Genomic DNA, 15,633 nt, shown 5'->3' on the forward strand with positions numbered 1-15,633 from the left:
AAGTTTTTACTATATTTGTATAAAAAGTAGATGGGATTTGTAACGGCTCGAGAAGTAGCAAAAGGTTTAAATTTAGAAAAATTCGGTTTTCTAGGAACCGCTTTTGGTGCTGCCTTAATGCAAATCACAAAATTGAGTCACTTCAATAAAGTTTACGACGACCGCAAACATTTAGACGGACCTGAATTTTTAGATTCAATTCTAGATTATTTAGAAGTAAACTACGAAATTCCTGAAAAAGATTTAAAGCGAATCCCTAAAAACGGGGCGTTTATTACCATTTCTAATCATCCGCTTGGCGCAATTGACGGAATGTTACTGATGAAAATTTTAATTGAAAAGCGTCCCGATTTTAAAGTAATCGCTAATTTTTTATTGCATCGTCTCGACCCTTTGCAGCCTTACATTATGCCGGTAAATCCTTTTGAAAATCACAAGGAAGCAAAATCGAGCGTGTTGGGAATTAAAAGTGCCATTGCGCATTTAAAAGAAGAACATCCGCTAGGAATTTTTCCCGCAGGTGAAGTTTCTACGCATAAAGAAGAAAAAACGATTGTCGATAGACCGTGGCTGCCTGAAGCGATGAAATTAATTCAGAAATCTAAAGTTCCGGTTATTCCTATTTATTTCCACGGAAAAAATAGCGCTTCGTTTTATAAACTTTCGCAATTAAATGAAACACTGCGAACAGCAAAATTACCAAGCGAAATGCTTTCGCAAAAGAACAGGAAAATTAAAGTTAGAATAGGAAATCCTATTTCGGTTGAAGATCAGGAAGAATATTCAGATTTAGAAGAGTTCACTTTCTTTCTTCGGAAAAAAACCTATATGCTTTCCAGCGGATTCGATAAAAAAAGTTTACTAAATAACCTTAATATTCCTACGCAGATTAAAATTCCGCGGAGCCCTAAAAAAATTGTGGGCGAAACTGCTGAGCATTTAATGCAAGAAGAAGTAGATTTTTGCCGCGAAAACGATAAGCGTTTATTAATTAGTAAAAATTACGAAGTTTTTCTTGCCGAACGAGAGTTCATTCCCAATATTATGAATGAAATAGGTAGACTTCGCGAAATAACTTTTCGTGCAATTGGCGAAGGAACCAATAATGCAACAGATCTTGATGAATTTGATGATTATTATCATCATATGTTTTTATACGATAACGAAGCGCATAAAATTGTGGGCGCTTACCGAATGGGTTTTGGTGCTAAAATTTTTCCGCAATACGGAATCGATGGTTTTTACCTTCAGCAATTATTTAGGTTTGAACCTGAACTCCATAAACTTATGAGCGAATCCATAGAAATGGGTCGTGCATTTATTGTAAAAGAATATCAGCAAAAACCGATGCCATTATTTTTGCTTTGGAAAGGAATTGTGCATTGTACGTTGCGTTTTCCTGAACATAAATATTTAATTGGCGGTGTGAGTATTAGCAATAAATTTTCTTCATTTTCAAAATCGATGATGATCGAGTTTATGAAATCGCATTACTACGATCCTTATGTTGCGCAATACGTTCGACCTAAAAAAGAATACAAAGTTAAATTGAAAGATGTCGATAAAGATTTTGTGTTCGATGAAAGTAAAGCCGATTTAAATAGGTTCGATAAATTAATCGATGAGTTAGAACCCGATAGTTTACGAATGCCTGTTTTACTGAAAAAATACATTAAGCAAAATGCAAAAGTAGTGGCTTTTAATGTAGATCCGCTTTTTAATAATTCGGTTGACGGATTAATGTATATTAGAATTGCAGATTTACCCGAATCTACCGTAAAACCCGTCATGGAAGAGTTTCAAGAAGAATTGGAACGAAAAATGGAAAATAACGAAAATGATTAAGTAATTTTTCCTGATTATAAAAGTTCTTTTGGAAAATTTCTACTCTTATTTTCAATATAAATTTCTAAGTTTTTATTTACTTGAGAAATCAATTTTTCGTTTTAATAAAATAACTATTCCACTAAATACAATAAATAAAATAATTTTCCCAACAAGATAGCCGTAACCGTACTCAGTAAGTCTACTTAAATCGGTAAATACTATTTTCAAAATATTGATGAACAATATAATTGCGATAAATCCGCAGAAATAAAATAATGCTTTTTTCATAAACTCTAAATTAAACAGGCTGAAGAAATTACTTCAGCCTATTTTAATAAATTTATTTTGTAACCGTGGTTGTAGTTGGAGTGTACATCCCGAAAGTTAAAGAAGAAACTAATCCGTTTACGAAAGTTTGTCTGGTATGAACCGTATAATTTTCTGCTCCTCCGGCCATTTCTTTAGAATCTGAAACACCTACAGGTGCTAAGCCATACACTACGTAATGATTCCATTTTGTTACTTCTTTATTTCCTTGAGCTCCTTCTCCAACAGTACTTGTGTACGAATAACAGGAGGTTAGCAACAATGCACTTGCAAAAACAACTGCTAGCATTTTAGTGGTTTTTTTAATCATACAATTTGATTTTAAAATTATACATAAAAGATTTATCTTCCGAAAATAAGAAATATTTTAAAACAGAATGAAAACCCATAAATTATTTTTAACAGTTTTTTTTGTTTTTTCATCCTTACTTCTTACTGCGCAACAAAGCCTAAAAGGAAAAATTGTTGATGAGGAATCAAATAAGAATTTGGAAGGTGTTAGCGTTTATATAGATGGTTCTAGTTTAGGAACGATCACAAATTCAGACGGAAAATTTTTACTGGAAACCGAACAAAATTTACAAGCGCCTTTAATTATTCGATATTTAGGTTACGAAACAAAAGTATTACCCATTTCTTCTGAAGAAACAAAAATCGACTTTGGCACAATTGCTTTAAAATTAAAGCCCGAAAGCATAGAAGGTGTAGTATTAGAAACCGATCCTTGGTCAAGAGAAAAGAAGTTGGAATATTTCAGAGATTATTTTTTAGGAAAAGATTACCGAGAAAAAGAATGCAAAATTTTAAACGAAGATAAAATTCGATTAAAATTCAGACCTTCAAAAAAAGAATTAAAAGCCTGGTGTGATGTACCTCTTAAAATTGAAAATCCTTATTTAGGCTATATCATAGAATATTCCTTAAAAGACTTTTCAATAAAATTTACTTCAGCAGAGAGAATTCTACAGAGCGGTCAACAACATTACACTCCCAAAGCATTTTTTCATTCAGGTTCAAGTTATTTTAAAGAACTTAAAAAGAGAGTGCGTAGAAGATATATAAAAAGAAGAAAGGAAACCTATTATGGTTCAATTATGCATTTTATGCGCTCGTTATCTAAGAAAAATTTGAAAGAAAACGACTACCGTATTTTTTATGAAAGTTTTGAAAGACCCCGCTATAAATTTTTAAAAGTAGAACAGAAAGAAAATGAATCGGAAATCACTTGGCTTACAAATCGCTTAACGATTCTGCACAAAGATTTTAATCAATCGTATATTCAATCGACTTATCCTGAAAAAGATAGTTTAAAATTTATCATTGATAATTATGGAAATTTTTATCCGGCAACTTTATTCTATTTTGGTGGAGAAATGGGAAAACAGAAAGTTTCCTCGCTTCTTCCATTAAATTATCAACCGCCAGATTAACGTTTTTTCTTAAAAAATTCTTTCAATAACGAAGCAGACTCCGCTTCCAAAATCCCGAATTCTACTGTCGTTTTTGGATGTAATTGTGCACCCATTTTTCGATATCCGCGATGTTCATCCGGAGCGGCAATTACTAGTCGCGAAAGTTGACTCCAATATAAAGCTCCTGCACACATTTGGCAAGGTTCTAACGTCACATACATTGTACAATCACGTAAAAACTTTCCCCCTAAATAATTTGCCGCTGCTGTAATAGTTTGCATTTCGGCATGAGCGGTTACATCGGTAAGCATTTCAGTTAAATTATGGCCGCGTGCAATAATAGATTGATTGCTCACCACTACCGCTCCTACAGGAATTTCATCACGTTCAAAAGCTAAATTGGCTTCGGCTAAAGCTTTCTTCATAAAATACGAATCGTCAAAAGCTTCTATCATAATGTTTCTAATATCATTTCAAAAGTTACCTTTGCAAGGTATGGAAACTTCAATTTTAAATACCATAAATTCACCCGAAGATTTACGTAAAATATCTTCGGAAAGACTTCCACAACTCGCTAAAGAGTTACGCGAATTTATAATAGATATTGTGGCTACCAAAGAAGGACATTTAGGCGCGAGTTTAGGTGTAGTTGAATTAACCATCGCGTTGCATTATTTTTTTAATACGCCAAAAGACTTATTAGTTTGGGATGTTGGTCACCAAGCCTACGGACATAAAATTTTAACCGGAAGAAGACAGAATTTTGATACCAATCGAAAATTAAATGGCTTAAGCGGTTTTCCGAAAAGAACAGAAAGTATATTCGACACCTTTGGCGTCGGTCACAGTTCAACTTCAATTTCTGCCGCTTTAGGAATGGCAATCGCTTCTAAATTAAATGGAGAAAAAAAACAACACATCGCTGTAATTGGCGACGCTTCGATTGCAAGCGGAATGGCGTTTGAAGGCTTAAATCATGCCGGCGTAACCGATACCGATTTATGGATTATTTTAAACGATAACGCTATTGGAATTGACCCGAGCGTTGGCGCGTTAAAAGAATATTTAACGAAAGCCGGAATTGGTAAAAAACCGAAACAAGCCAATATAATTGAAGCGCTTAATTTTCATTATTCCGGACCAATTGACGGTCATAATTTTGATTCACTTTTTTCAGCTTTTGAAAAATTGAAGAAAGTAAAAGGACCAAAATTTCTCCACGTAATTACCAAAAAAGGAAAAGGTTTACAAAAAGCGGAAGAAGATCAAGTAAAATACCATGCACCTGGAAAATTTGATAAAGAAACAGGCGAAGTTATTCCGAAAAATGAAGAAAAACTTCCGCCAAAATTTCAAGATGTTTTTGGGTTGACTTTAGTTGAATTAGCGAAAGAAAACAAAAATATTATCGGAATTACCCCCGCGATGCCAACCGGAAGTTCTTTAAAATTTATGATGGAAGAGTTTCCCGATCGCGCTTTTGATGTCGGTATTGCCGAACAACACGCCGTAACGCTTTCCGCAGGAATGACAACCCAAGGAAAAGTAGTTTTTTGCGCCATTTATTCTACATTTTTACAACGCGCTTACGATCAAGTAATTCACGATGTAGCTTTACAAAATTTGCCGGTAATTTTTTGTATCGATCGCGCTGGTTTGGTTGGTGAAGATGGCGCTACGCATCAAGGCGTTTTTGATATTGCATATTTACGTTGCATTCCGAATTTAATTATCGCAACACCTGCTGATGAAGTTGAATTGCGAAATATTCTTTATACGGCTTCTTTAGGTTTAGAAAATCCTATAGCTATTCGTTATCCACGCGGTCGCGGAAATATTAATAATTGGAAAAAAACCTTTAAGAAAATTGAAATCGGTCGTTCCCGTAAAATTCAGTCGGGTGAAAAAGTTGCTATTTTAAGTGTCGGTAATATGCTTCAAAATGTAAAAGAGGCTACAAAAAAATTCTCTGAAAACTTCATTGAAATTATTGATATGCGTTTTGTAAAACCTTTAGATGAAAAAAGATTACATCAGGTTTTTAAAAAATTCACTACAATAATCACGGTTGAAGATGGTGCTATTTCAGGGGGTTTTAATGAAGCGGTCATTAGTTTTGCAAACCAACATCGTTATAACTCTTCCATAATTCCGCTAGGAATTCCAGATGAATTTATTGAACACGGAACAATTGAAGAGTTACAAAATTTAGCCGGAATTTCAGTAAAAGCAATAAAGAAAACATTGGATGAGGTTTTAACTTAAATCTTTTATTTTTCTTTTTTATAGAAAATTCGGTAGTTATTTTTTGTAGCTACATTATAACCACTAATAATTAACGAGTCATTACTTATTTTTAATTTTTCACAACGATTATTTTTCTCTAACACTATAAAGATATCATCTGCTTCAGTATTTTTTATATTTCTAACATCAAATGGACATTCTGTGGAAATTTGAAATTTTTCAAAACTTGGTTCTTCAACCATTCCTTCTTCTGTAAATTTCACCATTGATTTTTTGAATTCTACTTTACGAAAAGGATATTCTGTTTCTTTCCAATTTCCTTGTAATTGTTCCGTTATTTTTTCCTCATCAACGGAAGATTTAAATTCTGAATTTACCCCCTTTTCATTCTCTTTTTCAGATTTTGAATTCTTATTCTTACAAGAAATCATAGAAATTGTAAGACAAATTAAGATGATATAAGTGTTTAATTGGAAATTCATTTAACTATTAATTTAAAGGTTTCTTTTGTTGAATTTGAATTAATTTCCACTAAATATATTCCAGCTTCAAAAGAAGAAACATCTATACTTTTTTGTTGAATTTTCGTTTCTTTTTCCGAATAAATTAATCTTCCATTTATGTCAAAAATTGAAATATCCGCAAATTCTTGTTTTCCGTGTTCAATATAAAGAATATCATCAACAGGATTAGGATAAATCTTAAATTCTCTCCCGTTACTATCGGAAGTATTTAAATCACAACTTAATACTGAAGTTGGTGGCAAATCAAAAGCTTCGATTTGATCTGTTCTAGAAAAAGAACTTCCTTGAGTTGCACTAAATCCTAAACCGCGTTTTGCAAAAACTGACCAAATTAGACATTGATTATCGCCATTATCCTCTAAGACATCTGCTTGTAAAATAGCATCGCGACCATCTATAAAACCTGGATTACAGAATTGTAATTTGAGTCCGTCGATAACCAATTGCATCACTTTATTATTTCCGCCAGTTCCATTGTAAATATCAGCATCAAAACCATATTCGTCTATAAAAGCCCACGTTAAATCCCAAAGCATTGTTGCCCAAACAAAACCTACCCCGTGTGGAGCTGAAAGTTGAGAAGTATCGTTGGTATCTCCATAAGTGAAATCATTTACAGAAAAATCTGTTGAATAAGGTGCGTTTCTAATTCCTGTTCCGTTTGTAGGTTGGTTGGTTACATAAGTTGCGATTCCTCTAGGATCTTCGGGTTGATCACTTTCTTTCATAGTCATTACCAAAGCAAAATAATCACTCCAACCCTCTCCCATTTGCTCTGTCTTTTGTATGCAGTTTCCTTCTTCATCATAATCAACACAAGACATTAAGCAATCTGAATTTGATGCTCCACCGGTTAATCGATTGGATATTCCATGACCATATTCGTGCGCAATTATTCCTGAATCAAAATCGCCATCCTTCTGAAAAGGACCGATATTTGCTAAAGATCCATTTACATTTTCACCACTGATTAACTGGTTGATTAATGAAGTTCCATCGGCTTGAGAAATCATTATAGCAGGAATAGTAATGTTAGCACTGGTATTGCTCTGCATATAAATAATATCACTCCCTACATTATTTACAATAATTACTCCGATAGCACCTGCATTTTGAGCTTTTTGAATTTTGGTAAGAAACGAACACGTTCCTCTTCTAATTACAGCAATATTTCCGTTTAATTCGTTTGTATTTGAGATTACTTCGCAAGCGTCATAAGGATCTGAAGTGAATGAATTTGATTCTTCAATTAACACTAACTCAGTTTGAATTCCGCTACTCGGTATATCTGCTGCAAATCCTGCTTGTAAGGCTTCATAATTTCCAGCCAACGAAGGCGGAGAACTAATATTCAACAAAATAGGGAAATCTTCTGAGCCCCAAGTAAACATTCGCATAACACCACTTTCTCCATCGGGAGGAGTTCCAAATGTAGCATTATTACCCGGTCCAAAATTTGACCCGTCCTGCGCTCTAGCTAAAACCTGATCTGAATTTGGCTGAGAAGTTCCACCATAATTTATCGCTTGAAAATTTCCGCTTGCCTCATCAAAACCATATTCATACCAAACGTCGTGCATGAGATTATTCCAATAAAAAAGATTTACGGTAGCGGCATCAGCATAAGCTATTGGATCTTGGTTTAAATCTAAAGAGAAATCAAAAACTAACGCATTTTGTGCATCAGCAAATTCTCCTAACGAATTATCACCATTTCGGTTTTCATAAGCCCAAACATTATTTCCGCGCGTATCGGTATATTCTTCACCATCAATTCCATTATCATCATGCCAACCAAATGGAGAAGCATTCAAGTTTTCGGGTGAATTTACTAGTATTCTATTTCCATGATTTGGAGATTCTGTGGGAATTGGATAAACTTTGTAACTAGCATTTGGAGCAGAATTTGAAGAAACACGTTTTTCTAATATACTTTCATTCGTGTTAGTATCACACAAATCAAAATTACAACTGGTTACCCAATCATTTTTCCATATTATATTTTGAGAAGATCCATCGATTACGATAGACCACCAATGATTTTTGGTTTTTACAATAAGTTTAAATCCTATTTTTAAATTTTCTTCTGTTGCAACATATACTTTTTCAATAGGAATTTCAGCTTGGCTAATTAAAGGTGCTTTAAAATATTGTTTTTTCTTATCGTCGATTATTAATTCTATATTTCCTCTATATTCTATATTTAAATTTTCAGTAGCGATTTCCAGCGCTTCGTAAGGAGAAATTTTAATGGAAGAATTTGTCAGCTTTTTATTGATTTGTGAAACAAACTTTTGATGATAAGAAATAATTTTTCCATTTTTCAAAACTACGGACCCTAACGCATTTAGTATGGGTTCTTCATTAATATATTGCTGAAAATAAGCATAGGTAATCTCTCCGTTTTTTGAAGTATGTTGACTTGATAATTTTATCGCTTCAATATCTTGGGCAGTAAAGTTTTCTTCATCTCTTAAGAGTACTTCTTTAAATAACCGTAGACTATTTTCTTGTGCTTCAATTGAAAAAGAAAAACATAACAGACTGAAAATTAAATACAAATATTTATTCATGGAATTATTTTTAATAAAACATTGCTTATAAAACCGCAAAACCATTTAGTTATTTACAACATCGAATATTAAAAACTACAATGTTTGATTCTCGAACAAATTCACTTTATTTCAACAAGTTACAGATTTTCTTTAAATTTAATAACTATCAAAACCCGATAACTTTCTGTAAATGCGTAATGCGTTTCCATCGGTTAAGGAAGCTACTTGACTTGAAAGACTAATTAGCCATTCGTATGTCGATTTTTCTTCAAATTCGTTTTCTTTCAATAAGCTATTTATAATTAACTTATCGTAATTTGTGGCGTTATGGTTTTTTTTGTGTTCTATTGCTGAAGTATAAGCGTCTAACAACGTAGAAATTATTTTATAACCCGCAATTTCTTTTTCCATTACCTCATTACTTTGGTAAATTTTATTTCGACTAATGGAGAGAATATCTTCTATTTGAGCGGTAAAATTTGATTTTTCTAACAGTGAAACTGAAAATTCTCCGCTTAAAATTTCTTCTTCGTTTTCAATAAAAACGCGTGTAGCTTCTTGAATTAAAGTATTTATGGCTAACGAACGTAAATAACTTAACCGACTGTTTTTAGTGGTTAGCGCATGATATTTTTCAATATCAAGGGTGTTTTTTACTAGTTTTATTAAATATTCTAAGGCGAATTCTTCTTCGATTAAACCGAGATTTATACCGTCTTCAAAATCAATTATGGTATAACAAATATCATCGGCAGCTTCAACTAAAAATGCCAGTGGATGCCGTTTAAAATGAACATCACCATCATTTCCGGTTGATAATAATCCAAGCTCTTTCGCCACATCCTCAAAAATATTTTTTTCACTTTGAAAGTAGCCGAATTTTTTATCGCCTATTTTTTTTGAAGGTTTATGCGGAAGTGATTCTTTTGGATATTTAGTAAAAGCGCCAAGTGTTGCGTATGATAGACGCAAGCCATCTTTTGTCCCGTTTTTGGTTTCAGTTAATAACTTAAATCCGTTAGCGTTTCCTTCAAAATGCGCTAAATCGTGGTATTCTTTTTCAGTTAATTGATTTTTAAAGCGTTTTCCATTTCCGGTTTTAAAATATTCGCCAATTGCTTTTTCTCCTGAATGCCCGAAGGGCGGATTTCCAATATCGTGCGCCAAAGCTGCTGCTGCGACAATTGCTCCAAAATCATTAAATTGATAGCCATACGTTTTCGCCAATTCCGGATATTTTTCTAGCAACTGTTTTCCTACAATTCTTCCCAATGATCGTCCCACAACCGAAACCTCTAAACTGTGCGTTAATCGCGTGTGCACGAAATCGGTTTTTGAAAGTGGAATTACTTGGGTTTTATCTTGCAGACTTCTAAATGCGGAAGAAAAAATAACGCGATCGTAATCTACTTCGAAACCTAAGCGTGTTTCGTCTTGATTTTTTCGCTGTCTAACTTGTGTGTCTCCCGCGCGTTTTAAAGAAAGTAATTGGTGCCAGTTCATAAAATTATAATTGAAAAGATAAAAATATAAAAAAACGGAAGCTTTTAAAGGCTTCCGTCTTTCTTATTAACTAATTGAAAATCAAAATTAAGAACCACACATTAAACAATCGTCTCCTTCAGATTCTTTAGATTGTTTAATGATTTCCCGCAATTCTTCCGGTGAAAGCGAAGTTCCTTCCGGCGTTACGGGTTCTTGTCTTTTTTGTTGCATTCTTTGACGTTCAGCTTTTAATTTTTCAGCAGCTTTTGCAGCAGTTTCTTGCTGTTCTGGCGATGCCTTTTTCTCATTGCTCAACGTAAATTTAATAGCATCTACGGCAGATTTTGTGCGCAGGTAATACATTCCCGTTTTAAGTCCGCTTTTCCAAGCATAGAAATGCATTGATGTTAATTTTGCCATCGTTGCGCCTTCCATAAATAAGTTAAGCGATTGCGACTGATCGATAAAATAACCGCGGTGACGCGACATATCGATAATATCTTTCATCGATAATTCCCAAACGGTTTTATACAGTTCTTTTAATTCCTGTGGAATCACATCAATATCTTGAACAGATCCGTTTGCTCGCATAATCGCATCTTTTACATCATCGGTCCATAAATCTAAACGCACTAAATCTTCCAATAAATGTTTATTTACCACGATAAATTCTCCTGAAAGTACACGTCTTGTATAAATGTTAGACGTATATGGTTCAAAAGCTTCGTTGTTTCCTAAAATTTGTGAAGTAGATGCTGTTGGCATTGGCGCTAGTAATAATGAATTCCGAACGCCATTTTTCAATACTTTTTCACGTAAGTTTTTCCAATCCCATCTTCCGCTTAAATCTTCATCTTTTATTCCCCATAAATTATATTGGAATTCTCCTTGACTAATTGGTGAACCTTCATAAGTTGAATAAGGACCTTCTTCTTTTGCCAATTCCATAGAAGCGGTTACGGCACCAAAATAAAGCGTTTCGAAGATTTCTTGGTTCAGTTGTTTTGCTTCATCGCTGGTAAATGGCATACGCAATTTAATAAACGCATCGGCTAAACCTTGAACACCTAAACCAACCGGACGATGACGGAAATTAGAATTTTCAGCTTCTTTTACAGGATAGTAATTTCTATCGATTACCTTATTTAAATTCTTAATAACGCGCTTAGTGATTTTGAACAATTCTTTGTGGTCGAATTTGCCATCTTTTACAAACATTGGTAAAGCAATAGAAGCCAAATTACAAACCGCGACCTCATCTGGACTGGTATATTCCAGAATTTCTGTACATAAATTAGACGAGCGAATAGTTCCTAAATTTTTCTGATTCGATTTTCTGTTTGCCGAATCTTTATACAGCATATAAGGCGTTCCGGTTTCAATTTGAGATTCTAAAATTTTCTCCCAAAGTTCACGCGCTTTTATAGTTTTTCTTCCTTTTCCTTGTTCTTCGTATTTGGTATAAAGTTTTTCAAATTCTTCGCCATGAACGTTGAATAAATTTGGGCATTCATTTGGACACATTAGCGTCCACGTAGAATCTTCTTCTACTCGTTTCATGAATAAATCTGGAATCCACATCGCATAGAATAAATCTCTTGCGCGACGCTCTTCGGCTCCGTGATTTTTCTTCAAGTCTAAGAAATCAAAAATATCAGCATGCCAAGGTTCTACATACATTGCGAATGAACCTTTTCGTTTTCCTCCACCTTGATCTACATAACGTGCGGTATCGTTATAGACACGAAGCATCGGTACAATTCCGTTAGAAGTTCCGTTAGTTCCTGAAATATACGAACCGGTAGCGCGAATGTTGTGGATAGACAAACCAATTCCGCCGGCAGATTGCGATATTTTTGCCGTTTGTTTTAAGGTATCGTAAATCCCATCAATACTATCATCTTTCATGGTTAAAAGAAAACAAGATGACATTTGCGGTTTAGGAGTTCCTGAATTAAATAAAGTTGGTGTAGCGTGTGTAAAATATTTTTTAGACATCAACTCATAAGTTTCTAACGCTGAATCGATATCGGTTAAATGAATTCCTACGGAAACACGCATCAACATATGTTGCGGACGTTCTGCGATTTCTCCGTTTAATTTTAATAAGTAAGAGCGCTCTAAGGTTTTAAAACCGAAATAATCGTAACCAAAATCGCGGTTATAGATAATTCTAGAATCTAGAATATCTTTATTTTCCATAATTACATTATAAACTTCATCTGAAAGCAAAGGTGCTTTTTCACCGGTACGCGGATTTACATATTCATATAAATCGGTCATTACTTCAGAAAAAGTTTTCTTGGTATTTTTATGCAAGTTTGAAACCGAAATTCTCGCGGCCAAATGTGCATAATCGGGATGCGTGGTTGTCATGGTTGCGGCAACTTCTGCGGCAAGATTATCAAGCTCGCTGGTTGTTACGCCATCGTACAAACCTTCGATTACGCGCATTGCGACTTTTGTAGGTTCTACCAATGGATTTAAACCATAGCATAATTTTCTAACTCTGGCGGTGATTTTATCGAACATCACCGGCTCTTTTTGTCCGTTTCTTTTGATTACATACATAGCGCTACTCTATTTAAATTAAGCGGAAGAAGTGGCTGCTCGCCGCTATCTCGCAAGGTTTATTTTTTATTATTCTAAACTTAATTCTATTAAAAAATTAAGTTGATTTCGGGTTATTTAATTTAGGATTGGGGTGAAAAGCTGACTAAAAATCGGCATCGAAACTGATTCTATCGTCTTCTTTATCTTTATTCATTACACCAGCTTTTTGATATTCACCTACGCGTTTTTCAAAGAAATTTGTTTTTCCTTGTAGGTTAATCATATCCATAAAGTCGAATGGATTCGCGGTTCCATATTCTTTTTCGCATTCTAATTCTACCAATAATCTATCGGTTACAAACTCAAGGTATTGTGTCATTAATTTCGCGTTCATACCAATTAAGCTTACCGGCAAAGATTCAGTAATAAACTCACGTTCAATATTTAAGGCATCAACTAAAATCTCTCGAATACGTTCTTTTGAAACTTTATTCACCAAGTGATTGTTGTGCAAATGCACGGCAAAATCACAATGAACGCCTTCATCGCGAGAAATTAACTCATTTGAAAAAGTTAACCCAGGCATAATTCCTCTTTTCTTCAACCAAAATAAAGAGCAGAAAGACCCTGAAAAGAAAATCCCTTCAACAGCGGCAAATGCAATAAGTCGTTCTGCAAAAGAATCTGATTCGATCCACTTTAATGCCCAATCTGCTTTTTTCTTGATCGCGGGAAAGTTTTCGATGGCTTTAAACAAACGATCACGCTCTTTTTCTTCTTTTACATAAGTGTCAATCAGTAACGAATAGGTTTCAGAATGAATATTTTCCATCATAATCTGAAAGCCATAAAAGAATTTTGCTTCAGAATACTGAACTTCGTTTACAAAGTTTTCAGCTAAATTTTCATTTACAATTCCATCTGAAGCGGCAAAAAATGCTAAGATGTGTTTTATGAAATAGCGCTCGTCATCATTTAATTTGTTTTCCCAATCTGAAAGATCTTGGTGTAAATCGATTTCTTCCGCCGTCCAAAAACTAGCTTCCATTTTTTTATACCATTCCCAAATATCTTCGTGTTGAATTGGAAATATGACAAATCGATCTTTATTTTCCTGTAAAATTGGTTCTACTTGCGCCATCGCTTTTCTTTATTTTGAGTTATAATTTCTTTTCCTTTGAGGACTAACAAATATCACAAATTAATACCCTATTTGATAAAAATAAGCACTGAGTTTTTCAACAAGTTTTTAACACGGGAGCTAAACCCAAGCTGGTAAAGGCTTTAGCAGATTTTAAATATAATTTACTGTTTTTTAGTAATTTACAAAACGCGTAGTTAACTAAGCCTTGTAAAATAAGGCTTTAAATAAATCTCATGATTTTTAAATTAAAGTAGTTCTTAGCATTTAGTCTTTTACGATGGATTTCGCAGTATTTTCTAAATCATTATACCAATCTTCGCCAAACTTTTTAATAAGTGCTTCTTTTACGAATTTGTAAATTGGAGTTTGTAATTCTTTACCTAAACTACAAGCATCATCACAAATTGGCCAACGGTGATAATTTACCGCTGAAAACTGAGAATATTTTTGAATTCGAATTGGATACAATTCACAAGAAATAGGTTTTTTCCAAGAAATTTCTCCGGCGCGATAAGCAGCTTCAATTCCACAAAGTGCTGTTCCTTTATCATCAAATGTTACGTAGGCACATTCTGCTCCGTTTACCAAAGGAGTTTCTAATTCACCGAAATCATTTTCAGTATAGAGCCCTTGTTTTTCAATAGATTCTATTCCTTCTTTGCGTAAAAAAGGTTTTACTTTTGAGTAAACTTCTTTCAAAATTTCGCTTTCTTCCTTTTCTACCGGTGCTCCAGCTTCTCCTTCTACGCAACAAGCGCCTTTACACGCCGAAAGGTTACAGACAAAATCTTTGGTAAGAATGTCTTCTGATACTATTGTTTTTCCTAATTGAAACATTTTACAAAGGTAGAATGTTTTTTTTCGATTACCATAATTAGCTTCAAATTCATATTTATCTTTTTTAGGAAAATAGTCAGTATTACGGTTTTAGGTCCGCTAAAAATCTATTACTTTTGCGCGCGTTTTTAAAAAATTGAAAGTGATGAGTTTTAACTTTAAAGAAATGATGACGGCAAGTATGATCTTGTTCGCCGTAATTGATATTATTGGTAGTATTCCTATTATAGTTGACTTACGTAAACGAGCAGGACATATTCAAAGTGAAAAAGCTTCGATTGTGGCCGGCATTTTAATGGTCGTTTTTTTATTTGTAGGAGAAGAAATTTTAAACCTCATCGGGATTGATGTAAATTCTTTTGCCGTAGCCGGTTCTTTCATTTTATTTTTTCTAGCCATAGAAATGATTTTAGGAATTCAACTTTATAAAGATGACGCGCCAGAAACCGCAGCGGTTGTGCCGTTGGCTTTTCCGTTAATTGCAGGAGCGGGAACAATGACTTCAATTCTTTCACTTAGAGCGGAATATCATATTGTGAATATTATTGTAGCTATCATCATAAATATTATATTTGTCTATCTTGTTTTAAAATCGTCTGGAAGAATTGAGCGCGTTTTAGGAAAACAAGGAATTAGTGTGGTGCGTAAAATTTTTGGTGTAATTTTGCTAGCCATTGCCGTAAAGCTGTTTACAGCAAATATTCAAAATCTATTTAAATAGC

At 34.0% G+C, this 15,633-nt stretch carries 13 protein-coding genes; 4 read left to right on the plus strand and 9 right to left on the minus strand.

Annotated features, from left to right (window positions below):
• The first annotated feature begins 30 nt into the window (after positions 1-30).
• The gene (locus ACFFGL_RS07815; RefSeq protein WP_309726945.1) at positions 31-1,845 is read left to right on the plus strand and encodes a lysophospholipid acyltransferase family protein; all 1,815 of its coding nucleotides are present in this window, start codon (positions 31-33) and stop codon (positions 1,843-1,845) included.
• A gap of 72 nt (positions 1,846-1,917) precedes the next feature.
• Here ACFFGL_RS07815 and ACFFGL_RS07820 read toward each other — a convergent pair whose 3' ends face one another.
• Together ACFFGL_RS07820 and ACFFGL_RS07825 are read right to left on the minus strand one after the other, a co-directional pair.
• Entirely contained in the window at positions 1,918-2,115 is a 198-nt protein-coding gene (locus ACFFGL_RS07820) for a hypothetical protein (protein WP_309726944.1), read from the minus strand.
• Positions 2,116-2,167: 52 nt separating this feature from the next.
• Entirely contained in the window at positions 2,168-2,464 is a 297-nt protein-coding gene (locus ACFFGL_RS07825) for a Bor family protein (RefSeq protein ID WP_309726943.1), read from the minus strand.
• A 67-nt stretch (positions 2,465-2,531) separates the two neighbouring features.
• Between ACFFGL_RS07825 and ACFFGL_RS07830 the strand changes: the two genes are divergently transcribed.
• Positions 2,532-3,584: a carboxypeptidase-like regulatory domain-containing protein gene (locus ACFFGL_RS07830; RefSeq protein WP_309726942.1), complete on the plus strand. Its 1,053-nt coding sequence runs from the start codon at positions 2,532-2,534 to the stop codon at positions 3,582-3,584.
• Here ACFFGL_RS07830 and ACFFGL_RS07835 read toward each other — a convergent pair.
• Positions 3,581-4,021, minus strand: a complete 441-nt coding sequence (locus ACFFGL_RS07835; RefSeq protein ID WP_309726941.1) for a nucleoside deaminase — start codon at positions 4,019-4,021, stop codon at positions 3,581-3,583. The genes ACFFGL_RS07830 and ACFFGL_RS07835 overlap by 4 nt on opposite strands.
• A 40-nt stretch (positions 4,022-4,061) precedes the next feature.
• Between ACFFGL_RS07835 and dxs the strand changes: the two genes are divergently transcribed.
• Positions 4,062-5,831, plus strand: coding sequence for a 1-deoxy-D-xylulose-5-phosphate synthase (dxs, locus tag ACFFGL_RS07840; protein WP_309726940.1), 1,770 nt, complete (start codon positions 4,062-4,064; stop codon positions 5,829-5,831).
• Positions 5,832-5,836: 5 nt separating this feature from the next.
• Here the strand turns inward: dxs and ACFFGL_RS07845 are convergent, their stop codons facing one another.
• The 6 genes from ACFFGL_RS07845 to ACFFGL_RS07870 all read right to left on the minus strand — a co-directional run bounded on the left by ACFFGL_RS07845 (position 5,837) and on the right by ACFFGL_RS07870 (position 14,911).
• A complete protein-coding gene (locus tag ACFFGL_RS07845; RefSeq protein ID WP_309726939.1) occupies positions 5,837-6,295 on the minus strand; it encodes a hypothetical protein in 459 nt (152 codons plus the stop codon).
• Complete coding sequence (locus ACFFGL_RS07850) at positions 6,292-8,910, minus strand: T9SS-dependent M36 family metallopeptidase (protein WP_309726938.1); 2,619 nt, start codon at positions 8,908-8,910, stop codon at positions 6,292-6,294. The genes ACFFGL_RS07845 and ACFFGL_RS07850 overlap by 4 nt, the downstream gene beginning before the upstream one ends.
• Before the next feature lie 138 nt (positions 8,911-9,048).
• The gene (locus ACFFGL_RS07855) at positions 9,049-10,395 is read right to left on the minus strand and encodes a deoxyguanosinetriphosphate triphosphohydrolase (protein ID WP_309726937.1); all 1,347 of its coding nucleotides are present in this window, start codon (positions 10,393-10,395) and stop codon (positions 9,049-9,051) included.
• An 87-nt stretch (positions 10,396-10,482) separates the two neighbouring features.
• Entirely contained in the window at positions 10,483-12,948 is a 2,466-nt protein-coding gene (locus ACFFGL_RS07860; protein ID WP_309726936.1) for a ribonucleoside-diphosphate reductase subunit alpha, read from the minus strand.
• A gap of 145 nt (positions 12,949-13,093) precedes the next feature.
• On the minus strand, positions 13,094-14,071 hold the full coding sequence (locus tag ACFFGL_RS07865; RefSeq protein ID WP_309726935.1) for a ribonucleotide-diphosphate reductase subunit beta: 978 nt from the start codon (positions 14,069-14,071) through the stop codon (positions 13,094-13,096).
• A 267-nt stretch (positions 14,072-14,338) separates the two neighbouring features.
• Entirely contained in the window at positions 14,339-14,911 is a 573-nt protein-coding gene (locus ACFFGL_RS07870) for a DUF3109 family protein (RefSeq protein ID WP_309726934.1), read from the minus strand.
• A gap of 145 nt (positions 14,912-15,056) precedes the next feature.
• Here ACFFGL_RS07870 and ACFFGL_RS07875 point away from each other — a divergent pair, with 145 nt between their 5' ends.
• A complete protein-coding gene (locus ACFFGL_RS07875; protein ID WP_309726933.1) occupies positions 15,057-15,632 on the plus strand; it encodes a MarC family protein in 576 nt (191 codons plus the stop codon).
• The last annotated feature ends 1 nt before the right edge of the window (position 15,633 follow it).

The sequence above is a fragment of the Mesonia maritima genome (assembly GCF_042433895.1).
In the GTDB taxonomy this organism is placed as follows: domain Bacteria; phylum Bacteroidota; class Bacteroidia; order Flavobacteriales; family Flavobacteriaceae; genus Mesonia; species Mesonia maritima.